We start from the raw sequence: 24,558 nt of genomic DNA on the forward strand, positions 1-24,558 counted from the left end.
TGAAAGAAAAGAAACTCTAAACTTTTATATCTTCGCAAAACTAATCCAAAAATTCCATAAACTTGGCAAAAACAAAGGTAAAAAAGGTAACTCCATTAATGAAACAGTACAACGGTATTAAACTAAAATATCCGGATGCAATGTTACTTTTTAGAGTGGGTGATTTTTACGAAACCTTTGGGGAAGATGCTGTAAAAGCATCCGAAGTTTTAGGAATTATTTTAACCAAAAGAGGCGCTGGTAGCGAAAGTGAAACAGCCTTGGCAGGTTTTCCGCATCATTCGTTAAATACCTATTTACCTAAGTTGGTGAAATCTGGATTAAGAGTTGCTATTTGCGATCAGTTAGAAGACCCTAAAATGACAAAAACCATTGTAAAACGTGGTGTTACAGAGTTGGTTACTCCTGGGGTTGCGTTAAATGATGAGGTACTACAATCAAAGTCTAACAATTTTTTAGCTGCAGTTCATTTTGGTAAAAAAACAGTAGGAATTTCGTTTTTAGATGTTTCTACAGGAGAGTTTTTAATTGCGCAAGGAAACGAAGAATACATTGATAAATTATTACAAAATTTTACGCCAAGTGAAGTTTTAGTCGAAAAAAAATACAAGCAGCGATTTTTAGAATTGTTTACCAATCGTTTTCATGCTTTTTATTTAGATGATTGGGTTTTTCAGAAAGAATACGGAACCGAATTATTGCAAAATCATTTTAAAGTTAAAACCTTAAAAGGATTTGGTATTGCGGAGCTAGAAAGCGGAATTATAGCTGGTGGAGCGGCGATGTATTATTTGTCGGAAACACAACATAATAAAATAGAACACATACAATCAATTAGCAGAATTGCTGAAGATAATTATGTGTGGATGGATCGTTTTACAGTAAAGAATTTAGAGCTATATGGAGGTAACAACATAAATTCGGTATCGTTATTAAACGTAATTGATAAAACTATTTCGCCAATGGGCGGACGCTTATTAAAACGTTGGTTAGCGTTGCCTTTAAAAGATTTATCGCAAATAAAAGAGCGTCACGAATTGGTAAAATTTTTAATTGATAATGATACTTTTTACGAAACAGTAACGTATCAATTAAAGCAAATATCTGACATTGAAAGATTAATATCAAAAGTGGCTACGGGTAAGGTTTCGCCAAGAGAAGTTATCTTATTAAAAAACTCGTTAAAAGCAATTTTACCGATAAAAACATCCGCAGAAAAAAGTAATAATAAAGCGGTTAAAGCAATTGGTAAACAGTTACACGATTGTAAGTTGTTAATTGATAAAATTACCGAAAGTTTATTAGAAGATGCTCCTGTAAATATTAATAAAGGAAATGCGATTGCAAACGGAGTTTCAACTGAGTTAGATGAATTACGTAATATATCCAACTCAGGAAAAGAGTATTTAGATATGATGTTGGCTCGAGAAACCGAAAGAACAGGAATATCGAGTTTAAAAATAGCTTTTAACAACGTTTTTGGATATTATATTGAAGTAAGAAATCGTTATAAAGACCAAGTTCCTGAAGAATGGATTCGTAAACAAACGTTGGTAAATGCTGAACGTTATATTACAGAAGAATTAAAAGAATACGAAACTAAAATTTTAGGAGCCGAAGAAAAAATTCAGCAATTAGAAACTACCATTTTTGCAAAATTAGTCCAATTTATTATCGATTTTGTACAGCCAGTGCAACAAAATGCACAAAATGTGGCTAAAATTGATGGATTATTGTCGTTTGCAACTTTGGCGATGGATAATAATTATGTGCGTCCTATAATTGATGAAAGCACAGATATTGAAATTAAAAACGGTCGCCATCCGGTAATTGAAAAGCAATTACCAATTGGTGAAGAGTATATAGCAAATGATGTGGTTTTAAACCGTAATCAGCAACAAATAATTATGATTACGGGACCCAATATGTCGGGTAAATCAGCAATATTACGTCAAACAGCATTGATTGTTTTATTGGCGCAAATGGGAAGTTATGTGCCTGCACAAAATGCTAGAATTGGAATTGTTGATAAAATTTTTACTAGAGTAGGAGCCAGTGATAATATTTCGATGGGAGAATCTACTTTTATGGTAGAGATGAACGAAACAGCATCTATTTTAAATAATATATCAGAACGTAGTTTGGTGTTGTTAGATGAAATTGGTCGTGGAACGTCTACTTACGACGGAATTTCAATAGCTTGGGCAATTGCCGAATATTTACACGAACATCCATCAAAAGGAAAAACATTATTTGCTACGCATTATCATGAGTTAAATGAAATGACCACTACATTTAAGCGTATAAAAAACTTTAATGTATCGGTAAAAGAATTAAAAGATAGCATTATTTTCTTACGTAAATTGGTTGCTGGCGGTAGTAATCATAGTTTTGGTATTCACGTTGCAAAACTAGCTGGAATGCCGAATATGGTAATTCATAGAGCGCAAAAAATATTAAAACAGTTAGAGGAAAATCACGCAAATAAAGAGGTAAAAGAAGTGTTAAAAGAATCGCAGCACGAAGAAATGCAAATGAGTTTTTTTCAGTTAGATGATCCTTTATTAGAAGATATTCGCGAAGAAATTTTAGCAACCAATATTGATACACTTACACCAATTGAAGCTTTAATGAAGTTGAATGAAATTAAACGAATGTTGGTGAAAAAATAAGATTTGTCAACCTGAATTATTCCAGGTTCTCATACAGATTAGTTCTCTACATGATGTGATTCTGAAATGAATTCAGAATGACAATTTTGAACTTTTTTCAACTAAAAGATATTTCAGTTACAAAATAAAACTGCTTAGAAAGATAAATTTTCGTCAACCTGAATTTATTTCAGGTTCTCATGCAGATTAGTTCTCTGCATGATGCGATTCTAAAATAAATTCAGAAGGGCGATTAAAAAACCTCTCTAAACAGCTTATTAATTTTATAATTTTCCTCTTAAAACAAGTACCGGAATAGTACAGTAAAATTCTTTTTTTAGAATGGTGTTCTTTTCCCATAACTTTTGAAAAAACCCTCTTTTTCTCCTAAAAACACACAATAAATCGGGATTATGAGATTGAAAGTGCTCTAAAACTCCTTGAAAAGTAGTCGCATTTTCAGTAATTGTTAAGCTGTTTTTTTCCTTTTTTAAATCAGCATCTATAATTAAATCTTCCTCTGTGTACGAAGGTGTTTTTACTAACAGTAAATTAGAAATTGCATTAAAAGTGGTTATAATTTTATGCAAAGGCGCTAATACATTTGTTTGATTAACAATTCCTGATTTAAAAGCAGTTAATACCTTTTTAATAGGAGAAAAAACATATCCTTCAGGAATAACTAACATCGGTATGTCTGTCTTTTTTAAAATACTTCCAGAGGTGTTTCCTAAAAACACTTCTTCTTTAATAGAGTTGCTTTTTGGCCCTAAAATAATTAAATCGATATGTAATTTTCTGTTTATTGCAGTAATGCTTTCTAACACATTTCCTTTTGCAGAAATCATATTTATAGTTACGTTTTTTTTATCAACAGCATTAATCATAGTACGTAAATATAAATTAGTTTCTCGCTGCATAGTATCATCGGCAGTTACAAATGCACCAGCTTTTGATAAAATTTTATAGGCACGCATTACAAATACTTTAGCGTTAATAGTTGCTGCAAAATCTATAGCATATTGTAAGGTGTTTATCGAGTTTTCTGACGATCCAATAGGAACTAATATATGTTTCATAAAATATTTTTGATGACTTTATTATTTTGATACAGCAAGTAATATACAAAGATAATTGATATTTAAAATAGGTTATTTTAATCAATTTTCTTCTTAATGTAATAGAATAGCTGTTTTTTTGTAGTGAAGATAAAAATATGAATAACGATATTAGTTTTAAGAGAATAAATAAACTTGCTTTCCCTGCTTTAATTGCTGGGGTTGCAGAGCCTTTGTTATCTACCACCGATTTAGCCATTGTAGGAAATATTAATTACAATGCTACCGAAAGTATTGCCGCAATTGGTATTGTAGGTGCTTTTTTGTCGATGTTAATTTGGGTATTTGGGCAAACACGAAGCGGAATTTCATCCATCATATCGCAATATGTTGGTGCAAATAAATTAAAAGAAGTTAAAAATTTACCAGCACAAGCAACTTTTTTAGTGGTAGCAACGAGCTTGCTTATTTTAGGAATTACTTATCCATTTACAAAAGAAATATTTGAGTTTTACAATGCTTCTGGTACTATTTTAGCCTATTCTGTTGCTTATTATAAAATACGGGTTTTTGGTTTTCCGTTTACCTTATTTGTAATTGCAGTTTTTGGTACATTTAGAGGGTTACAAAATACTTATTACCCAATGTTAATCGCTATTATCGGAACCTTTGTAAACATTGGTTTTGATATTATTTTAGTGTACGGAATAGAGGGTTTTATACCCGCTTTAAATATTAAAGGTGCTGCTTATGCGAGTGTAATTGCACAGGTTACTATGGCAATTATTTCGGCATATTTATTATTAAAAAAAACAACGATTTCATTAAAATTTACGTTGCCTTTTAATAAGGAAATCCCGAGATTTATAAGTATGATATTAAATCTATTTGTTCGTACCATTGCATTGAATGCTGCGTTATTTTTTGCCACCTCTTACGCAACATCTTACGGTAAAGAATATATTGCTGCCTATACAATCGGATTTAATTTATGGTTGATGGGTGCTTTTATGATAGATGGTTATTCAACCGCAGGAAATATCTTATCCGGAAAATTATTGGGAGCAAAAGCATATCCAACTTTGGTAAAGCTAGGAAATAATTTAATTATTTACGGATTTGTATTTGGAAGTTTTTTAGCGTTAATCGGATTTGTTTTTTATAATAATATAGGAAGAATTTTTACTCAAGAAAATGAGGTATTACTTGAATTTTACAACAGTTTTTGGATTATTTTAATTATGCAGCCTATTTGCTCTATTGCTTTTATTTACGACGGAATTTTTAAAGGAATGGGAGAAATGAAATATTTGCGTAATGTATTATTACTTTCTACAGCCTTCGTTTTTATTCCAGTTTTATTAATTTTTGATTCGTTAGATTATAAATTATATGCTATTTGGATTGCTTTTTTTGGATGGATTATTGCTCGCGGTGTTCCCTTAATTTTTAAATTTAGAAATACGTTTTTATCACGTTTACAAAAAGAGTAATTTTGAGAAGTTAAAAAAGAAAATATGACTACAACAAGACAAAACGGAAGTTTATATACAAGCATTAATAATAAAATAGCGACAGTAGAGTTTGGGCATCCAGCAAGCAATTCATTTCCTAGTGAGTTGTTAGGTCGTTTAGCTGATGAATTTGATAAATTATCTAATAATGATGAAGTTTCAGTAATTGTGTTAAAATCTGAAGGAGATCGTGCTTTTTGTGCCGGAGCTTCTTTTGATGAACTAGTAGCGATTGATAATTTAAAAGACGGAAAAGCATTTTTCTCTGGTTTTGCAAATGTGATTAATGCGATGCGAAAATGTTCAAAATTAATTATTGGTCGCGTACAAGGTAAAACTGTTGGTGGCGGAGTTGGTTTAGCTGCGGCTTGCGACTACGTTTTAGCAACAGAGCATGCGGCTATTAAATTATCAGAATTTACAATAGGTATTGGTCCATTTGTAATTGCGCCTGCCGTAGAGCGTAAAATTAACGTAAGTGGTTTGGCAGAATTAACGTTAGATGCTACTAGTTGGAAAAATGCGTATTGGGCAAAAGAAAAAGGATTATATGCGCGTGTTTTCGAAACCAAAGAAGCGTTAGATAAAGAGGTTGAGGTTTTATCAGAAAAAATAGCATCTTATAATCCAGAGGCTTTATCAGAAATGAAAAGAGCTTTATGGAAAGGAACAGCGCATTGGCAAGAATTATTGATTGAAAGAGCCGAAACTTCGGGTAAACTAGTACTGTCTGACTTTACCAAAAAGGCGTTATCAAAGTTTAAAAAATAATTATCTTAAGAGATGGAAAAAAGTGACGCATATAAAACAGGGTATGAGGTAGGAAAATGGATAGCACAACATCCAACACTATCGGTACTTGTCGGAATTTTATTATCAGTAGGTTTCGTATGGATATTTACTAAAATTGTAAAACAAATTCGTACTTTCGGCAAATAAAACTAAATATTATGGGAGGAGATTATTTATTTGCCATTTTAGCAGCAGGTGTTGCAATTGTGTATTTTTATAATAAATACAGAAGTAATAAAAAATTTAAAAGATAGTGGGTAATATTAGAATTACAAAGCAATTTTCTTTTGAAACAGGTCATGCTTTATATGGTTATGACGGAAAATGTAAAAATGTTCACGGTCATAGTTATAAACTTTCGGTAACTGTAATGGGACAGCCAATTACTGATACTACCAATGTAAAATACGGTATGGTAATTGATTTTGGTGATTTAAAGAAAATTGTTAAAGAAGAAATTGTTGATGTTTTTGACCATGCAACAGTTTTTAATCAAAATACACCTCATGTTGAGTTAGCAAAAGAGTTAAAAGATAGAGGGCACCATGTTATTTTGGTTGATTATCAGCCAACCAGTGAAATGATGGTGATTGATTTTGCTAAAAAGATAAAAAGTAGGTTGCCAGATAAGATTAAACTACATGCCATAAGGCTACAAGAAACTGATACTAGTTTTGCCGAATGGTTTGCTAGCGATAATTAAAAAAAGCGTTGAAATTTATTCAACGCTTTTTTTAATTGTAGAAATTACTTTCCATTAAATTCATTCATGGTATTTGATAATCCCGCAGTTATAAAAGAAGTAACGGCTTTTACCGAAGTAGGTATACGTTCAATCATTTCGCTTTCTTCTTCTTTACTCCATTGTCCTAAAACATAATCTACCTGACGACCTCTTCCATACGATGCTCCAACACCAAAACGAAATCTTGGATAGGCACCAGTATTAAATTTTTCTTGAATATCTTTTAACCCATTATGTCCACCAGAACTACCTTTACCTTTAATACGTAGTTTTCCAAAATCGATATTTAAATCATCAGTAATTACCAATAAATTTTCTACTTGAATGTTTTCTTGTTTCATCCAATACATAACCGCTTTTCCACTTAAATTCATATAAGTGCTAGGTTTTAAAACAAGTACTGTTTTCCCTTTTATTTTTAATTTGGCAACATCACCAAGTTTATCGGTTTCAAAACTAGCATCGTGTTCTTTAATAAAAGCATCCACTATTTTAAAGCCGATATTATGACGTGTATTGTCGTATTTTTCGCCAATATTACCTAAACCTACGATTAAAAATTTTTTCATAAATTTTTTGTTTTTAAACAGTTATAATAACTCAAAAATAAAAAAAGCGTTACAATTTTGTAACGCTTTTATATTATAACTGTATAACTTTTTAAGCTTCTGCTTCCGCATCTCCTTCAGCTGCTGCTTTAGCTGCGTTACGAGACATACGTACTTGAGCAACTACAGTGTTATCTGGGTGTAATAAAGAATAGTTATCATTCTTTAACTCAGTAACATATAATTTATTACCAATTTCTAATTCAGTAATATCTGCTTCAATAAAGTCAGGTAAATTAGCTGGTATAGCTTTTACTCTTAATTTACGTAAGTTATGACGTAAAGCACCACCTAACATAATACCTTTTGCAGTACCAACTAAACGTACAGGAATTTCCATAGTTACCGCTTTATCATCAAATAACTGGTAAAAATCTACGTGTAAAATACTATCGTTTACTGGGTGAAATTGGATATCTTGTAAAACAGCACTATATGTTGTACCATCTAATTCAATCGTAGCTGTAAATACATCTGGAGTAAATACTAATGGCTTGAACGATTTTGCTTCCGCTGAAAAATGAACAGGCTTGTCTCCTCCGTATAATACGCAAGGAACCTTTCCAGCATTACGTAAGGCTTTTGTTGCTTTTTTACCTACGCTTTCTCTTTGAGATCCGTTGATTGTAATTGATTTCATTACTTTTATTTATTAAATTTGTTTACATTAAAAATTTATCGCTAATAGATGTGTTATCTTGAACTTTATGCATCACATCAGCAAATAAAGTGGCGCAAGATACTACTTTTATTTTAGATACATTCTTTTTTAACGGAATTGTATCTGAAACTATTAGTTCTGTTAATTTAGAGTTTTGAATTCGCTCGTAAGCATCACCAGAAAGTATAGGGTGAGTACAAATTGCACGAACACTTAAAGCACCTCTTTCTATCATCAAATCAGCTGCTTTGGTTAACGTTCCTCCAGTGTCAATCATATCGTCAACAAGAATTACGTTTTTACCAGATACATCTCCAATTAATTCCATGTGTGAAATTACATTGGCTTTTTGGCGTTGTTTATAACAGATAACTACATCGCTTTCTAAAAATTTAGAATATGCATAGGCTCTTTTAGAACCTCCCATATCAGGTGATGCAATAGTTAAGTTATCTAAATTTAAGCTTTTTACGTATGGTAAAAATATAGTTGAAGCAAATAAGTGATCTACTGGTTTTTCGAAAAACCCTTGAATTTGATCTGCATGTAAATCCATTGTCATAATTCTAGTAGCACCGGCAGCTTCTAATAATTTAGCAACTAATTTAGCACCAATAGCTACACGTGGCTTGTCTTTTCTGTCTTGACGCGCCCATCCAAAATAAGGCATTACAGCTGTAATATGTCTTGCAGATGCACGTTTTGCGGCATCACACATTAATAACATTTCCATTAAATTATCTGCGGACGGAAAAGTTGAACCGATAAGAAATACTCTTCGTCCTCTTACAGATTCTTCAAATGCTGGTTGAAACTCACCATCGCTAAAATGTGTTGTTATTACATTACCAAGTTCTACACCGTACTTTTTAGCAATTTCTTTAGCTAGTTCTGTGCTTTGAGAACAAGTAAAAATTTTTGGACTTAGTTGATTTGTAGTCATTTACAAAAAATTATTTTAATTAGTGTTGTTGTTAGTGCAAAAGTAGAACTATTTTAAACGAATTAAATAAAATATTTTATAAATTTGCAGCACCAATAAAAAGCTCGAGTGGCGGAACTGGTAGACGCGCTGGATTCAAAATCCAGTTCTTTCGAGAGTGCGGGTTCGATTCCCGCCTCGAGTACAAAAAAAAGCGAGAATTTCTTCTCGCTTTTTTTTTAACCTTCTACTGCTTTTTTTGTTCCAAAGCCAATAGCATCCAAAACATTATCATATTTTGGAGAAAAAAAGAAATCTTCAAGTATTGCTTTAATATCTCTTTTCTCTGAAGTTGTATTTTGCACTTCTAGGGGGGCGGGTGCATCTTGTAGAACTTTGTTTTTATAAATATCTAAGTAAGAATTTATATATTCAACAAATGTACTATCAAAATTATATTTAGCTAAATCAATTTGATTATAGCTCATTGTTTAATTCTTGTTTGTATTTATTTAACAATGTCCTAGTCAATGCTAAATTTGCTTTCTTAGAGTCTACAGCTAAATAAACAAAATAATCACCACTTGGCGAAATATTAATAATGTGTATATGGCTATCTAAATTAAAATGAATATCGTTTAAGTTTTCATCTAAACCTAAAGATTTCATTGCTTTACGTTTTGCATTAATAATTTCTACATTGTATGCAGATGCTAATGCTGGGTCAAATCCATCTTGTGCTGAATCTGAAATAAGTGATTCTCCCGAGGCAACTTCCGCCACGCTAATTCCTATGTATCCAGGGATGTTTTCTTTTACATTTTTTACTAAATCGTCTAAAATTTGTTGCATGTTTTTCTTATTTTATAGTTAGTGGTTAAATTCTTTTTTTAATACAAGTTCTAATAAGCTTGTATTGATACTTTTGTCTGATAAAAAAGATAAGATATACTCTTTATGTTTAATTATAAGTATATTTTCGTCTTTAGATTTTAATACAATTTCTTTTAAACCAGTGTTAAAGTAAGTATTAAAAAAATGATTACTCATATTAAAAATAGTTGCTTTAAACACGGTTATTTTATCTTGTAATTCTCCTAAGTTGTTATCTTTTGGGTAAAAATCAATCGCATCTCCGTTTTCTTTTAAGAGGAAAATAGCTTTCGACTTTGTTTCTTTTAATAATTTTTCTAATTCCAATATTTAGTTTTTCTTTTAGCTAGATACCAAAGATAGTTTTATAGGGAAATTGAATTATTGAACAATCGTATCATTTTATTACATTATAATATTTTCAGTGTTAAAATATTGTAAAAGCCTTAATAAAAAGTTAATAAAAAAGGTGTTTTACCTTTTTTATTATTAAGAAAAAGATGTATATGAAACCTTGAGTAATTAATTTTTTGTGTAGAATTGTATATTTAATTTTTGAGCTATAAATTCAGCTGTTTCAATAGCTTCTAGCTCTGTTTTGTGAAACGAAACTTTAAAACGATTGTTTGTTTCATCCCAAATAATTACCTCATAAACATCATTATTATTTAAGTATATAGAGGTATAAGTTAAATTACCAATGTTTATCCATTTACCATACCCAAATGGTCCAACCGAATAATATTGTCGGTAAGTATTTTTTTTAAGATTAAAATGATGGTTTTTAACAACCGAAGCTAATAAAGCAATTGTTATAATATAAATTTCAAGTTTTATTAAATTTAAAATATCAATTCTATAACTTTCGGTATTCGAAATGGGAATTTTAATAAAAAAACGAATCAGAATAAAAAGTACAGCAGCATAAATAATAGCGGCTAAAAATCGAAATAAAAAGTGTTTTTGATTTCCTTTTATAATAATTAACTTATTCACTTTTATTTATTTCTTTTTTTGCAGATTCAAATTCAGTAGGAGTATTAATATTTCTAATTAAAGCATCTTCCACTTCAATAATTTTAATATCAGAATTAATTAGCATTTTTCTTGGGCACGAATATCCTTGCGCCAAATATTGTAGTAATTTAGGATATGCTTTTGGCTCGTATATGGTAATTAAAGGTTCTGGAAAATCTTTGTTGATTCCTTTAATAGCAGTTGCTATTTTACTCGAGTCTCTTTTTTGTAAGAGTAATTTAATTAACTCATCATTTACAAAAGGAACATCAGTTGCAAGTACTAACCAAGCCGAATTTGGATTTTTTTGAAAAGCAGAACAAATTCCCCCAAATGGGCCTAAATTTAAAAAAGTATCGTGTATCTCATCAGATTTATTAGAGCTTGTATGTACAGAGTAAAATGCTTCTAAATTATTATTTTCCAGTAATTTTTTTAGATGTTTTTTTTGTGGCTTGCCAAAGTAATTTAATTCTGACTTGTTAGTTCCCATTCGGGTACTTTTTCCGCCAATTAAAACCAACCCTTTTACAATAGCAATGTGTTCTTTAATTAAAGAATTAATATGATTTGTAATTTTATCAACTTCCTTAATAGTATAACACGTAAGGTTTTTAATTTGAGGAAATTTATCAACTAAACAATCAAAAATTGGAGTTTCAGGATTTAATTTTACTATAAATTGGATGTTAGTAATTTGATCTAAACGTTTTTTTATAGATGCTTCTTTTTCATCATCTAAAATTAAAATTTGTTTCGCTCCTTGATAATGATTTCCATTAATAAACACAAAATCGTGACTTACAAATTGCAAGCGTTGTTCAAATTTATTTATTACTGATGTTGTGTTTATTTGCAGATTTCCTTCGTGATGAAAAGTGTATTCTGAGAATTTATTTGTAGCAATATTTTTAGCATGTGAAGCATCAAAATAAGCTAAATTATAAGTTGATAATTTTGTAGAAATTTCTGAAACTAAATTAGCAATAACATCACATTTTGTTCCTAAAATAGCAACTTCGTTTGTTGCATAATTATCATTGAACTTTTTTGTAATATTTGCGTGTTTTTGATGTTTTTTATCCATTTTTAATATCAGATTTTCCTCCTGTTTTTTCTACTAATTTCACTTCTTTAATTATCATTTTTTGACTGATAGCTTTACACATATCATAAATTGTTAAGCAAGTTGCTGAAGCGCCTGTTAAAGCTTCCATTTCAACACCCGTTTTACCTTCAATAGTAACTTTACAAAAAACGGTTATATGTTTATCATCTGTAATATTAATATCAATATCTACTCCATTAATTAAAAGTGGATGACACATCGGAATAATATCAGATGTTTTTTTTACTGCCTGAATACCAGCTATAATTGCCGTTTGAAAAACAGGCCCTTTTTTAGTAATTAAATCATCATTTTTAAAATGAGAAATAATTTCTGAGCCTAAAAACATAATAGCTTTTGCAATAGCTGTTCGTTTTGTGATTTTTTTATCAGAAACATTTACCATTTTAGGCTGATTTTGTTCGTTTATATGGGTGAATTTATTCATTTTTATTTTCTAAATATTAGAATAGGTTGTTAAAGGTAATAGTTGTTCTAGATACATTTTTATTTCCATTGTCATTTTAATAAAATTACTCGAACTAACAAGTTAGATACTGTTTTTAGTAAAATCAACGCGGTATTTATAAACGAATTGTCACTTCGAGTGAATTTGATGTCCGAGGGAAAATCAAATTAGTATCAAAAAGGCATTATTTATACCTAATTACAGGAAAAACGGTTCCTGATTTAAATTCAATTTGTTCTGTTTTCGATATTTCTATAAACCCGTCAGCTTCAACCAAACTCACTAAATCTCCAGAGCCATTTCCTTTTATAGGAGTTGCAATTAAATGCCCAAAACGATAACTTAATTTTACTTGTAAAAAGTACGTTAAATTAGGTTTAAACACCATATCGTTAGCTAAAATTGCCGTTTCTTCAGGTTGTTTTACGTTTACCGATTTATAATACCATTGATAAAAATAAACTAAACAATTTACAAATGTAGAAACTGGATTTCCTGGAAAAGCAAATACTTTACAGGTATTAGTTTGCCCCATCCAAAAAGGTTTTCCTGGTCGTTGAGCAACTTTATGAAACAGTTTTTCTACCCCTAATTCGTTTAATACTTCTGGTAAAAAGTCGAATTTTCCTTTACTTACTGCGCCACTAAATAATAAAACATCGTATTCTTTTAAATAACCGTTTATTTTGTTTTTTAAAACCTCTTTATTATCCGTAATATGATCTGTTTTAGAAGGAATATATAGTTTATTTAAAAGTGAAACTAAAGTATATACATTAGATCTTCTTATTTGGTGTTTTAGCGGATTTTCATCAACACCTACTAATTCATCACCTGTAGAAATAATCATTACTTTAGGTTGTTTTGCTACTTTTATGGTGGATTTACCAACGGTGGCAATTACGCCAATTTCGGCAGGAGAAATAATAGTATTTTCTTTAATTAACTGCGCTCCTTTAATTTTATCTTTCCCTTTGGTGTGAATGTTTTGTTTGTTGTTTATAGTATTTACAGTAATTGTTGCCACTCCATTTTCTATAACAACATCTTCATAACGAATTACAGTATCGCAATTATTTGGTAAAACTGCTCCTGTCATTACTTCAATACAGTTTGCCGAATTTTGCATGGTTAATTGCTTGCTTCCGGCAGGCTGAACTGCTTCAATAGTAAAATTTCGTTGCTCATTTTTAAAATAAGAAAAATTGATTGCAATTCCGTCCATTGCAACACGGTTGAAAGGCGGAAAATCTCTATCGGCAACAATAGTTTCTTTTAAAACCCGACCAACAGACTCTATAAACGGAATTTCTTCAATCCCAAAATCTACTGTGTTTTGTAGTATTATTTTTTTTGCTTCTTGTACTGAAATCATATTCTTGATGTGCTTCTGAAATAAGTTCAGAATAACGTATGGTTATGTTATAAATTAATAAATTATTTTACCCACCAATAGTACTCATACTTTCACTCACGTTTCCTTTTTTTCGATTTGCTTCGGCAATAAATCCGTTTTCGGGTTTTTCTTTTATCAATGATAAAAAAAGCGCTTTTAAATCGTCATTGCTTGCTCTGTTACGAATAAAATCGCGTAAATTAAAAACGCCATCATCAAATAAACAATTTTTAAAAGTACCTGTTGATGTTATTCGTATTCGGTTACAATCGCTACAAATTGTTCGTGTAAAAGCAGGAATAATTCCTACGGTTCCTAAATGATTTTTAATAGAAAAATTTCGTGAAGTAGATGATTTTTCTGAGACAATATTTTCTACGCTATATTTAGTTTTTATCTCTTCTATAATCTTGTTGTAATTCCAACTTTCTTTAATATCTCGCTGTCCTTTTCCGTTAAAAGGCATTTCTTCAATAAAACGAACTGCAATATTCTTATCTTTTGTTAAGGAAACAAAATCATTAATTTCATCTGTATTAAAACCAGATTGCACTACTACATTTAGTTTTAAATTTAAAGTGCTTTTTTCTAATAATTCAAAAGTTTTATATACTTCAGTAAATACATCACGACGTGTAATTTTTGCAAATTTATCAGCATGTAAACTATCAATACTTAAATTTATGTTTTTTATTTTTTTAAGCTTTTCTAAAGTTTTAATGTGGCCAGAAACTAAAGCGCCATTTGTAGTAATATTAATCTCGTCTAACAAATCGTTAAAAGAAAGCATTTCTAAAAAAGCCATAAAATCTTTACGTGCAAAAGGTTCTCCGCCAGTTAAGCGAACTTTGTTAACTCCCAATTCAGTAAGTACACGAATAACTCGGTACATTTCTTTATACGTTAACAGCTCTTTTCTTGGCACAATATCAATACCTTGAGCAGGCATACAGTATTGGCAACGAAGATTACAACGGTCGGTTACAGCTAACCGAACATAGCTAATTTGTCTACCAAAAGCATCAATAAGTTTACTCATATAACAAAGATACGGTTTAATGATTCAATAATTTTATGCCATTTATCATAGTTTACTTAAACAATTTCCATTTTTTTCAATAAAAAAGAAGCGTTCATGTTTTTACACACTCCGTTTTTCATTTTATAATCAAAATGTAACTCATTGTTTATAATTTCGGCATCAAAATAATAATTTTTAATGGTTGTATATTCTGTTGCTAAATCACATAAACTAACATCGTGTGTTGCTATTATTCCGGTTGATTTTGACTTGTTTAATTTTTCAACAAATTTTTTAGAACCAATGGCTTTATCCTTACTATTGGTACCTTTTAAAATTTCATCTAAAATGATAAAATAATTTTCAGTTTTAATTTCGTTTACAATAAATTTTAATCGCTTTAACTCGGCATAAAAATAAGATTCATCATCGTTTAACGAATCAGATGTTCGCATACTGGTTATTAATTTAATCGGACTGTATTTAATTTTTTCGGCACAAATTGGCAATCCGCAATTAGCCATTACAATTGCTAGTGAAACGGTTCTTAAAAAAGTACTTTTACCAGCCATATTTGCTCCGGTAACAATAAAAAATTGTTCGTTATCTATTACAAAATCGTTGTCTATTCTTTTAGTTGCATCTAATAAAGGATGTCCTAAATTAACAGTATTTAAAGTTGTTTTTTCTGATGTTATAGTAGGAAAAACATAATTAGGTTTGTTAAAAACAAAGTTTGCTAACGAGTTTTGAGCATCAAAAAAAGCAACTACTTTAAACCATTCCTCAACAGTGTTTTTATAGGTTAAAATCCACTTTTCTATTTTAGCAGCATTGCGAGTATCCCAAAGAAAAAGCCCGTTACCAATAACAGCAATTAAAATATTGTTTCGTTGATCAAAAGCATCAAGTTTTTTAGAAAATTCTTTAAAAATAGTTGATGCTTTTTTAAGTTTCAGCTTAATTTTTTCTTGCTTGTTTTTTAATGTAGGATCAGAAAAATCTTCATTTTCTATCAATTCTAATAATTGATGGTATTGATTAAATGTTTCTTTTACTTTAGACGTTTCGGTTGCTAATTTTTGAACATTTTTAAAAAAGAACGAAGTAATTATCAATCCGATAAAAAACCAAATTAATACGATTGAAAACGGAACGATTTTAAAACTCAATAAGCCAATTAAAATTAAAGAAATTGCTGAAAAAACAAGAGAAAAAACGGGGAAAAAAGAAGTTATTTTTTGTTGATAAGAATGTATCCAACTTACAATTGTAGTGGTGGCAGTTTTGGTATGAATTAAATTGGCAACTGCAGTAAAATGTTGTCGCCACTTTACTTTTAAAGAGAGCTCTTTGGTGGTTTGTTGTCGCTCTTCAATGTTTTTAATATGATTATTTGTTAAGGTATCTGCCAACAATTTTCTTCCATCATTGGTGGCTGTTCTGTTTATGTATTGAAAAAAAGAACCAGCCCCAAATAAATCAATATCATTACTAAAATAATGCTCAGGATTTGTAAATTCTTCGCCATTTTCTAAATCAGCAAAGTCACCATTTAAAACTTTTATTTCTGTTTTATTGATGTGTAATTTTGCTGCTACAAGGTTTTTTTTGCGTTTTAATTGCGTGTGCTTTACAATTAAAAACAAAAAAATAAGTACACTAATAAAGCTAACTGAAAACAATAAATTGTTTTTTGTAATAGCAATATAAGTAGAAAAACAAATAGCTAAAAAAGCAAAAAGCCTTAAAATACGAGTGCTAAACAATTGTTTTTTAAGCTTTGTTAAATCGCCGTTTAAGTTGTTTATTTCTTCTTTATAAAATTGAATTGGTTGTTGCATTATCTGTAAATAAATATTACTGTAAATGTACGTATAGCTACTTAATTATCTTTATAAAATTGTATTTTCGTTGCATGCCAACACCATTAGAACTTCAATTAAAAACATTACCTAATTTACCCGGAGTTTATCAATATTTTGATAAAAATGAGGTGATTATTTACGTTGGTAAAGCTAAAAATTTAAAAAAACGTGTTGCTTCTTATTTTACAAAAACTCACGAAAATGGTAAAACGCGCATTTTAGTAAAAAAAATTGTTAGGATTGAGCATATTGTGGTCGATACTGAAACAGATGCACTGTTGCTTGAAAACAACTTGATAAAAAAATACAAACCGCGCTATAATGTTTTATTAAAGGATGATAAATCTTATCCGTGGATTTGTATAAAAAAAGAACGTTTTCCGCGTGTGTTTTCTACCCGAAGAGTTGTTAAAGATGGTTCGGAATATTTTGGGCCTTACACCAATATGAAAACCGTACACGCCTTGTTAGATTTGATAAAAGAACTGTATCCTTTACGAACTTGTAGCTACGATTTAAGTAAAGAAAAAATAGCTTCGGGCAAGTATAAAGTTTGTTTAGAATACCATTTAGGTAATTGCAAAGGTGCTTGCGAAGGGCATCAGTACGAAGATAATTATCAAGATGAAATAAGAGCGATAAGAAGTATTATTAAAGGTAATTTTAAAGAAAGTTTAGAACAATTACAACAAATAATGCTGGGTTTTGCTTCGGATATGAAGTTTGAAGAGGCTCAAAAAATTAAAGACAAATTAGATGCTTTAAAAAATTATCAAGCAAAATCAACAATTGTAAATCCGTCTATTAATAATGTTGATGTTTTTTCAATAATTTCTGATGAAACTCATGGTTATGCTAACTTTTTTAAAGTAATGAATGGATCAATAGTACAATCGTACACCACTGAAATAAAAAAGAAGTTAGAAGAAACTGATAAGCAATTATTAGAGCTATTTATAGTAGAAACACGTAATCGATTTAACTCATTATCAAGAGAAGTTTATGTTCCTTTTAAAGTTAATTTAGGAGAAAACATTAAAGTTACCATTCCAAAATTAGGCGATAAAAAACGCATTGTAGATTTATCTGAAAGAAATGCTAAATATTATCGAATGGAACAGTTTAAGCAAATAAAAATTGTAGATCCAGATCGTCATGTAAAGCGAATTATGAGTCAAATGCAAAAAGATTTACGTTTGCATGAAGAGCCGAGACATATTGAATGTTTTGATAATTCGAACATTCAAGGAACGCATCCTGTGGCAGCTTGTGTGGTTTTTAAAGATGGTAAACCTAGCAAAAAAGAGTATCGACATTATAATATTAAAACCGTTGAAGGTCCTGATGATTTTGCATCGATGGAAGAAGTGGTTTTTCGTCGTTACAAACGATTGTTAGAAGAAAAACAACCGTTGCCACAATTAATTGTTATTGATGGTGGAAAAGGACAATTATCATCTGCATTAAAAAGCTTAGATGTTTTAAATTTAAGAGGCAAAATAGCCATTATTGGTATCGCAAAACGCTTGGAAGAAATTTATTATCCAGGAGATAATGTTCCTTTATATTTAGATAAAAAATCTGAAAGCTTAAAAATTATTCAGTTTTTACGTAACGAAGCACACCGATTTGGAATTACTTTTCATAGAAATAAACGAAGTAAAAGTGCCATTCAATCAGAATTAGAACAGATTCCGGATATTGGTAAACAAACCATTACCAATTTATTGCGTAAATTTAAATCGGCTAAAAGAGTAAAAGAGGCTACTTTAGATGAATTAAAAGAAATTGTTGGTTTTTCGAGAGCTCAAAAAGTATATCAATATTATCAAAAATTAAAATAATGAAAAAGTTACTATTTTTATTCTTTCCTATTTTTTTAGTAGCCCAACAACAACCAAAAGTTGGTTTGGTACTTAGTGGTGGTGGCGCAAAAGGATTTGCACACATAGGCGTACTTAAAGAATTAGAAAAAGCTGGCGTTGAGGTTAGTTATATTGGCGGAACTAGTATGGGCGCTATGATTGGTGGTTTGTATGCATCTGGTTATTCAGCAAAACAAATAGAAAAAATAATTGCAACTACCGACTTTATTACTTTATTACAAGATAAAGTTGAAAGAAATGATAAATCTCTTTCAGAGAAAGAACACGGAGAAAAATATACCGTATCGTTGCCTATTAAAAACGGAAAAATAGGACTTCCGTTAGGTTTATCAAAAGGACAAAATATATTAAATTATTTAACCGAATTATTAGCACCAGTTGATAATGTAACCGATTTTTCAAAACTTCCAATTCCGTTTTATTGCATTGCTACTGATATAGAATCTGGTGAGGAAGTAATTTTAAACAAAGGATCATTGCCTTTGGCATTAAGAGCCAGTGCCGCTTTTCCTTCATTATTAAATCCAGTAGAAATTGATGGAAAATTATTAGTTGATGGTGGTGTTGTAAATAATTTTCCGGTAGATATAATGAAACAAAAAGATGTTGACTTAATTATCGGTGTAAATGTTCAGGGGCAGTTGCTAAAAAGAAATGAATTAACATCTGTAGCATCATTATTATTACAAATAATTAACTTTCAGATGTATGAAAAAGCTGATGAACAAGTTAGTTTATTAAATGTTTATTTACGTCCAGATATTGTTGATTATAGTGTGATTTCTTTTGATAAAAAAGATGAAATTTTAAAAGAAGGTATTGAAGAGGCTAAAAAATTTACCGCAGTTTTTGATAGTATTGGTAAATTACAAATTGATAAAAAAATAAGAAAAAAGCATGTAGTTAAAGATAAAAAGTTTTTAATAGACCGTATTGTTATAGGAGGAAATAAAAATTACACCAACGATTATATTTTAGGAAAGCTACAGTTAGAAGAAGGTGATAGTGTTTCTTATAAAGATATTTCTAAAAAAATAAATGCTTTAACAGCATCTAAAAATTTTAATAGAATTAGTTATCATCTTAAAAAATCTTTTCAAGGAAAAAAATTAGAGTTAAAAGTAAAAGAAGAAAAAATCAACTCCTATTTTAAAGTAGGGTTACATTATGATTTGTTATACAAATCTGCAGCCTTATTAAACTATAATCATAAACGATTGTTTACTGATAATGATGATATTTCTTTAGATGTTGGTTTGGGAGATCGTTTGCGCTATAATTTAGAGTATTTTATAGACAATGGTTTGGCGGCCAGTTATGGTTTTAAATCGCGTTATAATAATTTTAAAAGTGATTTTTTTCACGAAACAAACTATATAAATGCAAAATATTCAGATTATACAAATGCGTTTTATATACAAACAACAATTAACGAAAAATTTGCATTTGGAATAGGAGTAGAAAATAAACATATTACTTTAAGTTCAGAAAATATATTAGCAAGTGGCGAAGAAGTTTTTTTTGATAAAAGTAACTATGTAAACCTGTATTCCTTTTTAAAATTTGATTCTTACAATAAAAAAGTTTTTCCAACAAAAGGTTTTTATGCTGATATAGCTTTTAAATGGTATGTTTGGTCGGATAGAAATGATAAGCTAGATAAATTAATTAGCAGTAGTGATGAGTTTCAGCAATTTTCGCAATTAAGTGGTAGCTTAGGTTTTGCAACCATGATTTTTGATAAATTAAGCTTGCAATATACAGCCGAAGGAGGATATACTTTAGGTAAAAAAAGTTCTCAAATATTTGATTATCGTTTAGGAGACTACAATCAAAATTATATTAATAATTTTAAAAGTTTTTATGGTTACCAAACAGGTAGTTTAAGTGATCAATCATTTTTAAAATCTGAATTTAATTTTAAATATCAATTTTACGACAAACATTATTTAAATTTTATTGCAAATTATGCACGTGTTGAAGAAGATATTTTTTCAGAAGTTCTTGAGGGTACAAAATCGGGTTACGCTGTAGGATATAGTGTTGAAACGTTTTTAGGACCTGTAGAATTAAAGTATAGTTGGTCTCCCGATCATTCAGAAACATATTGGTTATTTAACTTAGGTTTTTGGTTTTAAAACAAAAAATCCCGTATCAAATGATACGGGATTTTTATTTCATAATAAGATTGCCTTACTTACTTTTTTTCTTCTTTAAAAAGAATTTATATTGTAAGTATTGGTATGCATCTCTTGGTAATATTTTAATCCACTTTTTGTGCTGAACAAACCAATTAAAACGGATAGAATTTACGCCCTTTGTTAAATAAGCAGCTATAAAAGGATGTACATTTAATGTAATTTCCTTATAGTTTTTACCGCTATTCATTATGCGTTCTAACTCAGCTTCTATCTTATCAATTAAAACAATAGGAGCTTCAACTTCGCCGTTTTTATTCGGGTTTGGTTCACGTGTTTTTATTTCTAATTCAGGTCGTACACGTTGTCTTGTAATTTGTACTAAACCAAATTTACTCGGAGGTAATATTTTGTGTTTTGTACGGTCTAAAGACATTGCGTCTTTTAAATGTTGATATAATTTCTGTCTGTTTTCTGTCGATTTCATATCAATAAAATCAACAACAATAATTCCACCCATGTCACGCAATTGTAATTGACGTGCAATTTCGGTGGCAGAAATTAAATTAACTTCTAATGCAGTTTCTTCTTGGCTTAAAGCTTTGTTAGATCGGTTACCACTGTTAACGTCAATAACATGTAAAGCTTCGGTGTGTTCAATAACTAAATACGCACCTTTGCTCATAGAAACTGTTTTACCAAATGATGTTTTTATTTGTCGTTCGATCCCATATTTCTCAAAAATAGGAGTATCTCCCTTGTGTAGTTTTACAATACTTTCCTTTTCAGGATATATTTCTTGTAAATACTCTTTAATTTCAATCATTAAAGTTTCATCATTGGTTACAATACTTGTAAAAGAATCGTTCATTACATCTCTTAAAATAGAAGATGCTCTGTTTAACTCACTTAATATTTTTGTTGGTGTATTTTGATTTGCAATGCTATTGCACATTTTTTTCCAACGATCAAGTGAATTTTGTAAATCTTTATCTAGTTCTGCTACTTTTTTACCTTGTGCAACAGTACGTAAAATAAGTCCAAACCCTTTTGGTTTGATACTTTTTGCTAATTTTTTTAAACGTTCTTTTTCCTTAGGATCTGCTATTTTTTGAGATACAGATACTCGGTTAGAAAAAGGAACTAAAACTAAAAATCTACCAGCTATTGATAGTTCCGAACTAATACGCGGACCTTTGGTAGAAATTGGTTCTTTTACAATTTGTACTAATAAATTTTGACCTGATTTTAGTACATCATTAATGCTTCCGTCTTTATTGATATCGTTTTCAGATCGGAAGTTTTTTAAAGTGAATTCTTTATAATTACCTATGCTTACCTTCTTAATGAATTTGTTTAAAGATTGTACTTGCGGACCTAAATCATGATAATGTAAAAAACCATCTTTAGGATATCCAACATTTACAAAAGCGGCATTTAAACCAGTCATCACTTTTCCTATTTTTGCTAGAAAAACATCTCCGACCGAAAATTTATTATCGCTTGTTTCTTTGTTTAATTCAATAAGTCTACCATCTCTTAGTAAGGCGAAATCAATATCAGAAGAATTTGAACGAATTATTAATTCTGTTTTCATTCTGAATATAGTTTTGTGCCAACGTAATAATTTTACGCAGACGGATTAAAATTTGTAAACAGGTATAATTTTTATACCATCTTAAGGTGTTAAAACCTTAATGTCAATGAACTTAATAAGCTATAAAAGCAACGAAAAAGTAAGCGTTAGCTTACTTTTTCTTATGGCGATTTGCTCTTGCTCTTTTCTTTCTTTTGTGTGTAGAGATCTTAGCTCTCTTTCTTTTTTTACCACTTGGCATAGTTAAAATGTTTTGTAAAACCTTATGAGGTTTCGGATTAATAATTTTTTAATTACTTTACAGATACTTTAGTTTTAACACCCTCTGTAAACACTTTTGATGGTTTAAAAGCAGGTATGTTATGTGCAGGAATTTTGATAGTAGTATTTTTTGAAATATTTCTACCCGTTTTCTCTGCTCTAGTTTTGATAATAAAGCTACCAAAACCTCTTAAATATACATTATCTCCGCTCTCTAATGCATCTTTTACTTCGTCCATAAACGCTTCAACAGTCGCTAAAACATCTGCTTTTTCAATTCCACTCTTGTCTGAAATCTTAGATACGATATCTGCTTTTGTCATTCTATATATATTTTGAATTTATTTTTGAAAATGAGGGTGCAAATATATGATAATTAATCTATTCCGAAAATAATAAGAATAAAAAAATCTAAATAAAATGCAGTATTTTCGCAAGCTAAATTTACATAAATGATATTTGCTAACCAACTTATTTACTGGTATTTAAACAATAAAAGAGATTTGCCTTGGCGTAAAACTAAAGATCCTTACTTGGTTTGGTTAAGCGAAATTATGTTACAGCAAACGCGAGTAGCTCAAGGATTACCTTATTATACAACGTTTACAAAAGAGTTTAAAACAGTGTTTGATTTAGCAAAGGCTGATGAAAGTAAGGTGCTAAAATTATGGCAAGGACTTGGGTATTATTCAAGAGCTAGAAACTTACATTTTACAGCAAAACATATTGCAAATGAGTTTAATGGTGTTTTTCCTGATAGTTATAAGGAGTTATTAAAACTAAAAGGAATTGGAGATTACACGGCTTCGGCAATTGCTTCTGTTTGTTTTGATGAGCCAGTTGCGGTTGTTGACGGAAATGTATACCGAGTTTTATCTCGTTATTTCGGAATTTACACTCCTATAAATTCATCTAAAGGAATAAAAGAATTTAAAGAATTAGCACAAACTTTAATCGATTCTTCGCAACCAGGAATATATAATCAAGCAATTATGGATTTTGGAGCCATGCAATGCAAACCTCAAAATCCGTTATGCGATTCTTGTCCGTTATCAAATAGTTGTGTTGCTTTAGAGAAAAAAATAATAAAAGAACTGCCTGTAAAAGAGAAAAAAATAAAAATAAAAAAAAGATATTTTAATTTTTTAGTTGTTGTTACCGATGCTGAAAAAACAATTATTGAAGAGAGAATCGGAAAAGGAATTTGGCAAGGATTATATCAATTTCCATTAATTGAAACAACTACTAATATTGATGAAAACACATTAATTTCATCCGAAGATTTTATAGGTAAATTTCCTTTAGAAACTACAGTTTCATTATTTAATAGTAAAGAAATAATACACAAATTATCACATCAACATTTGTACACACAATTTTGGATTGTAAAAACATCAGAAATTAAAGAAAAAACAATTTTTTGGAAAGATATCAAACAATTTCCGGTGCCAATTTTGATTGATAACTTTTTAAATGAATACATAAATAGCAAAAAGTAAATTTTGTATCTTTGATTGTTATTCAAAACAAACAAGGTTATGGCAGGTACAATTAATAAGGTTATTTTAATAGGTCATTTAGGTGATGAGTTAAAAATGCATTATTTTGAAGGAGGTAATGCTATTGGGCGTTTTCCTTTAGCCACCAACGAAACGTATACCAACCGCCAAACAGGAGAAAAAGTAACCAATGTAGAGTGGCACAATATTGTTGTACGAAATAAATTGGCTGAAATTTGCGAAAAATATTTAACCAAAGGCGATAAGGTTTATTGCGAAGGACGAATTAAAACCCGTCAATACGAAGTTGATGGGCAAAAACGTTATGCAACTGAAATACAAGTGCAAGAAATGACATTTTTATCAACCAAAAAGGGCGACAATAATACTGCGGTTTCGGCACCAAATACAACTCAAGAAAATAATGTTAATCCAAATACATCATCCCAAAACGAAGATGATTTACCATTTTAA

24 protein-coding genes and 1 tRNA gene are annotated in these 24,558 nt (G+C 30.0%); 10 read left to right on the top strand and 15 right to left on the bottom strand.

Translation table 11 applies throughout. The features are described 5' to 3' along the window. The first annotated feature begins 98 nt into the window (after positions 1 to 98). Positions 99 to 2,672, top strand: a complete 2,574-nt coding sequence (mutS, locus tag ACN5J5_RS05775) for a DNA mismatch repair protein MutS (protein WP_418646357.1) — start codon at positions 99 to 101, stop codon at positions 2,670 to 2,672. Positions 2,673 to 2,935: 263 nt separating this feature from the next. Here the strand turns inward: mutS and ACN5J5_RS05780 are convergent, their stop codons facing one another. Beyond that, complete coding sequence (locus tag ACN5J5_RS05780; RefSeq protein WP_418646358.1) at positions 2,936 to 3,730, bottom strand: universal stress protein; 795 nt, start codon at positions 3,728 to 3,730, stop codon at positions 2,936 to 2,938. 137 nt (positions 3,731 to 3,867) lie between these two features. Between ACN5J5_RS05780 and ACN5J5_RS05785 the strand changes: the two genes are divergently transcribed. The 4 genes from ACN5J5_RS05785 to ACN5J5_RS05800 all read left to right on the top strand — a co-directional run bounded on the left by ACN5J5_RS05785 (position 3,868) and on the right by ACN5J5_RS05800 (position 6,718). Further along, positions 3,868 to 5,202: an MATE family efflux transporter gene (locus ACN5J5_RS05785; RefSeq protein WP_418646359.1), complete on the top strand. Its 1,335-nt coding sequence runs from the start codon at positions 3,868 to 3,870 to the stop codon at positions 5,200 to 5,202. Positions 5,203 to 5,226: 24 nt separating this feature from the next. Beyond that, the gene (locus ACN5J5_RS05790; RefSeq protein ID WP_418646360.1) at positions 5,227 to 5,994 is read left to right on the top strand and encodes an enoyl-CoA hydratase/isomerase family protein; all 768 of its coding nucleotides are present in this window, start codon (positions 5,227 to 5,229) and stop codon (positions 5,992 to 5,994) included. Between the two features lie 12 nt (positions 5,995 to 6,006). Further along, complete coding sequence (locus ACN5J5_RS05795) at positions 6,007 to 6,162, top strand: hypothetical protein (protein WP_418646361.1); 156 nt, start codon at positions 6,007 to 6,009, stop codon at positions 6,160 to 6,162. Between the two features lie 106 nt (positions 6,163 to 6,268). Next, positions 6,269 to 6,718, top strand: coding sequence for a 6-pyruvoyl trahydropterin synthase family protein (locus tag ACN5J5_RS05800; RefSeq protein ID WP_418646362.1), 450 nt, complete (start codon positions 6,269 to 6,271; stop codon positions 6,716 to 6,718). A 44-nt stretch (positions 6,719 to 6,762) separates the two neighbouring features. Here the strand turns inward: ACN5J5_RS05800 and pth are convergent, their stop codons facing one another. From pth to ACN5J5_RS05815, 3 genes are all read right to left on the bottom strand, one after another. Further along, complete coding sequence (gene pth / locus ACN5J5_RS05805) at positions 6,763 to 7,329, bottom strand: aminoacyl-tRNA hydrolase (protein WP_418646363.1); 567 nt, start codon at positions 7,327 to 7,329, stop codon at positions 6,763 to 6,765. Positions 7,330 to 7,420: 91 nt separating this feature from the next. Further along, on the bottom strand, positions 7,421 to 8,008 hold the full coding sequence (locus tag ACN5J5_RS05810) for a 50S ribosomal protein L25/general stress protein Ctc (protein WP_418646364.1): 588 nt from the start codon (positions 8,006 to 8,008) through the stop codon (positions 7,421 to 7,423). 22 nt (positions 8,009 to 8,030) lie between these two features. Continuing rightward, positions 8,031 to 8,972 carry a ribose-phosphate pyrophosphokinase gene (locus tag ACN5J5_RS05815; protein ID WP_418646365.1) on the bottom strand — a complete coding sequence of 314 codons (942 nt, stop codon included), beginning with the start codon at positions 8,970 to 8,972 and terminating at the stop codon, positions 8,031 to 8,033. Between the two features lie 102 nt (positions 8,973 to 9,074). On the opposite strand from ACN5J5_RS05815, the gene ACN5J5_RS05820 reads away from it, so the two are divergent. Then, a tRNA-Leu gene (locus ACN5J5_RS05820) sits at positions 9,075 to 9,156 on the top strand. A gap of 34 nt (positions 9,157 to 9,190) precedes the next feature. On the opposite strand, the gene ACN5J5_RS05825 is transcribed toward ACN5J5_RS05820, so the two are convergent. The 9 genes from ACN5J5_RS05825 to ACN5J5_RS05865 all read right to left on the bottom strand — a co-directional run bounded on the left by ACN5J5_RS05825 (position 9,191) and on the right by ACN5J5_RS05865 (position 16,679). Then, positions 9,191 to 9,439 carry a hypothetical protein gene (locus ACN5J5_RS05825; RefSeq protein WP_418646366.1) on the bottom strand — a complete coding sequence of 83 codons (249 nt, stop codon included), beginning with the start codon at positions 9,437 to 9,439 and terminating at the stop codon, positions 9,191 to 9,193. Beyond that, on the bottom strand, positions 9,429 to 9,803 hold the full coding sequence (locus ACN5J5_RS05830; RefSeq protein ID WP_418646367.1) for a hypothetical protein: 375 nt from the start codon (positions 9,801 to 9,803) through the stop codon (positions 9,429 to 9,431). Before ACN5J5_RS05830 ends, ACN5J5_RS05825 begins: the two co-directional genes overlap by 11 nt. An 18-nt stretch (positions 9,804 to 9,821) precedes the next feature. Beyond that, a complete protein-coding gene (locus ACN5J5_RS05835) occupies positions 9,822 to 10,151 on the bottom strand; it encodes a hypothetical protein (RefSeq protein WP_418646368.1) in 330 nt (109 codons plus the stop codon). A 195-nt stretch (positions 10,152 to 10,346) separates the two neighbouring features. Continuing rightward, the gene (locus tag ACN5J5_RS05840) at positions 10,347 to 10,820 is read right to left on the bottom strand and encodes a hypothetical protein (protein ID WP_418646369.1); all 474 of its coding nucleotides are present in this window, start codon (positions 10,818 to 10,820) and stop codon (positions 10,347 to 10,349) included. After that, complete coding sequence (locus ACN5J5_RS05845) at positions 10,813 to 11,928, bottom strand: NTP transferase domain-containing protein (protein WP_418646370.1); 1,116 nt, start codon at positions 11,926 to 11,928, stop codon at positions 10,813 to 10,815. The genes ACN5J5_RS05840 and ACN5J5_RS05845 overlap by 8 nt, the downstream gene beginning before the upstream one ends. After that, positions 11,921 to 12,397: a cyclic pyranopterin monophosphate synthase MoaC gene (gene moaC, locus ACN5J5_RS05850; protein ID WP_418646371.1), complete on the bottom strand. Its 477-nt coding sequence runs from the start codon at positions 12,395 to 12,397 to the stop codon at positions 11,921 to 11,923. Before moaC ends, ACN5J5_RS05845 begins: the two co-directional genes overlap by 8 nt. Before the next feature lie 205 nt (positions 12,398 to 12,602). Beyond that, a complete protein-coding gene (locus tag ACN5J5_RS05855) occupies positions 12,603 to 13,793 on the bottom strand; it encodes a molybdopterin molybdotransferase MoeA (RefSeq protein WP_418646372.1) in 1,191 nt (396 codons plus the stop codon). A 67-nt stretch (positions 13,794 to 13,860) separates the two neighbouring features. Further along, on the bottom strand, positions 13,861 to 14,853 hold the full coding sequence (gene moaA / locus ACN5J5_RS05860) for a GTP 3',8-cyclase MoaA (RefSeq protein ID WP_418646373.1): 993 nt from the start codon (positions 14,851 to 14,853) through the stop codon (positions 13,861 to 13,863). Positions 14,854 to 14,909: 56 nt separating this feature from the next. After that, positions 14,910 to 16,679: a MutS-related protein gene (locus tag ACN5J5_RS05865; RefSeq protein WP_418646374.1), complete on the bottom strand. Its 1,770-nt coding sequence runs from the start codon at positions 16,677 to 16,679 to the stop codon at positions 14,910 to 14,912. A 74-nt stretch (positions 16,680 to 16,753) separates the two neighbouring features. On the opposite strand from ACN5J5_RS05865, the gene uvrC reads away from it, so the two are divergent. Together uvrC and ACN5J5_RS05875 are read left to right on the top strand one after the other, a co-directional pair. After that, positions 16,754 to 18,547, top strand: a complete 1,794-nt coding sequence (uvrC, locus tag ACN5J5_RS05870) for an excinuclease ABC subunit UvrC (RefSeq protein WP_418646375.1) — start codon at positions 16,754 to 16,756, stop codon at positions 18,545 to 18,547. Continuing rightward, positions 18,547 to 20,727, top strand: coding sequence for a patatin-like phospholipase family protein (locus ACN5J5_RS05875; protein ID WP_418646376.1), 2,181 nt, complete (start codon positions 18,547 to 18,549; stop codon positions 20,725 to 20,727). The genes uvrC and ACN5J5_RS05875 overlap by 1 nt, the downstream gene beginning before the upstream one ends. Before the next feature lie 55 nt (positions 20,728 to 20,782). On the opposite strand, the gene ACN5J5_RS05880 is transcribed toward ACN5J5_RS05875, so the two are convergent. Together ACN5J5_RS05880 and ACN5J5_RS05885 are read right to left on the bottom strand one after the other, a co-directional pair. Beyond that, complete coding sequence (locus ACN5J5_RS05880) at positions 20,783 to 22,324, bottom strand: Rne/Rng family ribonuclease (protein ID WP_418646377.1); 1,542 nt, start codon at positions 22,322 to 22,324, stop codon at positions 20,783 to 20,785. Between the two features lie 293 nt (positions 22,325 to 22,617). Continuing rightward, positions 22,618 to 22,908, bottom strand: a complete 291-nt coding sequence (locus tag ACN5J5_RS05885) for an HU family DNA-binding protein (protein ID WP_068702156.1) — start codon at positions 22,906 to 22,908, stop codon at positions 22,618 to 22,620. Between the two features lie 129 nt (positions 22,909 to 23,037). Here ACN5J5_RS05885 and mutY point away from each other — a divergent pair, with 129 nt between their 5' ends. After that, positions 23,038 to 24,084, top strand: a complete 1,047-nt coding sequence (gene mutY, locus ACN5J5_RS05890; protein ID WP_418646378.1) for an A/G-specific adenine glycosylase — start codon at positions 23,038 to 23,040, stop codon at positions 24,082 to 24,084. 39 nt (positions 24,085 to 24,123) lie between these two features. Next, positions 24,124 to 24,558, top strand: coding sequence for a single-stranded DNA-binding protein (locus ACN5J5_RS05895; protein WP_418646379.1), 435 nt, complete (start codon positions 24,124 to 24,126; stop codon positions 24,556 to 24,558).

This window comes from Tenacibaculum insulae (genome assembly GCF_964512435.1).
In the GTDB taxonomy this organism is placed as follows: Bacteria; Bacteroidota; Bacteroidia; order Flavobacteriales; family Flavobacteriaceae; genus Polaribacter; species Polaribacter insulae_A.

What these genes read in the sequence shown, in the direction of transcription:
- ACN5J5_RS05810 (WP_418646364.1), bottom strand. Translation starts at nt 8,008, where the DNA reads ATGAAATCAATTACAATCAACGGATCTCAAAGAGAAAGCGTAGGTAAA.
- ACN5J5_RS05785 (WP_418646359.1), top strand. Translation starts at nt 3,868, where the DNA reads ATGAATAACGATATTAGTTTTAAGAGAATAAATAAACTTGCTTTCCCT.
- ACN5J5_RS05875 (WP_418646376.1), top strand. Translation starts at nt 18,547, where the DNA reads ATGAAAAAGTTACTATTTTTATTCTTTCCTATTTTTTTAGTAGCCCAA.
- ACN5J5_RS05780 (WP_418646358.1), bottom strand. Translation starts at nt 3,730, where the DNA reads ATGAAACATATATTAGTTCCTATTGGATCGTCAGAAAACTCGATAAAC.
- mutS (WP_418646357.1), top strand. Translation starts at nt 99, where the DNA reads ATGAAACAGTACAACGGTATTAAACTAAAATATCCGGATGCAATGTTA.
- ACN5J5_RS05880 (WP_418646377.1), bottom strand. Translation starts at nt 22,324, where the DNA reads ATGAAAACAGAATTAATAATTCGTTCAAATTCTTCTGATATTGATTTC.
- uvrC (WP_418646375.1), top strand. Translation starts at nt 16,754, where the DNA reads ATGCCAACACCATTAGAACTTCAATTAAAAACATTACCTAATTTACCC.
- moaA (WP_418646373.1), bottom strand. Translation starts at nt 14,853, where the DNA reads ATGAGTAAACTTATTGATGCTTTTGGTAGACAAATTAGCTATGTTCGG.
- ACN5J5_RS05815 (WP_418646365.1), bottom strand. Translation starts at nt 8,972, where the DNA reads ATGACTACAAATCAACTAAGTCCAAAAATTTTTACTTGTTCTCAAAGC.
- ACN5J5_RS05790 (WP_418646360.1), top strand. Translation starts at nt 5,227, where the DNA reads ATGACTACAACAAGACAAAACGGAAGTTTATATACAAGCATTAATAAT.
- ACN5J5_RS05895 (WP_418646379.1), top strand. Translation starts at nt 24,124, where the DNA reads ATGGCAGGTACAATTAATAAGGTTATTTTAATAGGTCATTTAGGTGAT.
- ACN5J5_RS05845 (WP_418646370.1), bottom strand. Translation starts at nt 11,928, where the DNA reads ATGGATAAAAAACATCAAAAACACGCAAATATTACAAAAAAGTTCAAT.
- mutY (WP_418646378.1), top strand. Translation starts at nt 23,038, where the DNA reads ATGATATTTGCTAACCAACTTATTTACTGGTATTTAAACAATAAAAGA.
- ACN5J5_RS05865 (WP_418646374.1), bottom strand. Translation starts at nt 16,679, where the DNA reads ATGCAACAACCAATTCAATTTTATAAAGAAGAAATAAACAACTTAAAC.
- moaC (WP_418646371.1), bottom strand. Translation starts at nt 12,397, where the DNA reads ATGAATAAATTCACCCATATAAACGAACAAAATCAGCCTAAAATGGTA.
- ACN5J5_RS05825 (WP_418646366.1), bottom strand. Translation starts at nt 9,439, where the DNA reads ATGAGCTATAATCAAATTGATTTAGCTAAATATAATTTTGATAGTACA.
- ACN5J5_RS05885 (WP_068702156.1), bottom strand. Translation starts at nt 22,908, where the DNA reads ATGACAAAAGCAGATATCGTATCTAAGATTTCAGACAAGAGTGGAATT.
- ACN5J5_RS05855 (WP_418646372.1), bottom strand. Translation starts at nt 13,793, where the DNA reads ATGATTTCAGTACAAGAAGCAAAAAAAATAATACTACAAAACACAGTA.
- pth (WP_418646363.1), bottom strand. Translation starts at nt 7,329, where the DNA reads ATGAAAAAATTTTTAATCGTAGGTTTAGGTAATATTGGCGAAAAATAC.
- ACN5J5_RS05830 (WP_418646367.1), bottom strand. Translation starts at nt 9,803, where the DNA reads ATGCAACAAATTTTAGACGATTTAGTAAAAAATGTAAAAGAAAACATC.
- ACN5J5_RS05795 (WP_418646361.1), top strand. Translation starts at nt 6,007, where the DNA reads ATGGAAAAAAGTGACGCATATAAAACAGGGTATGAGGTAGGAAAATGG.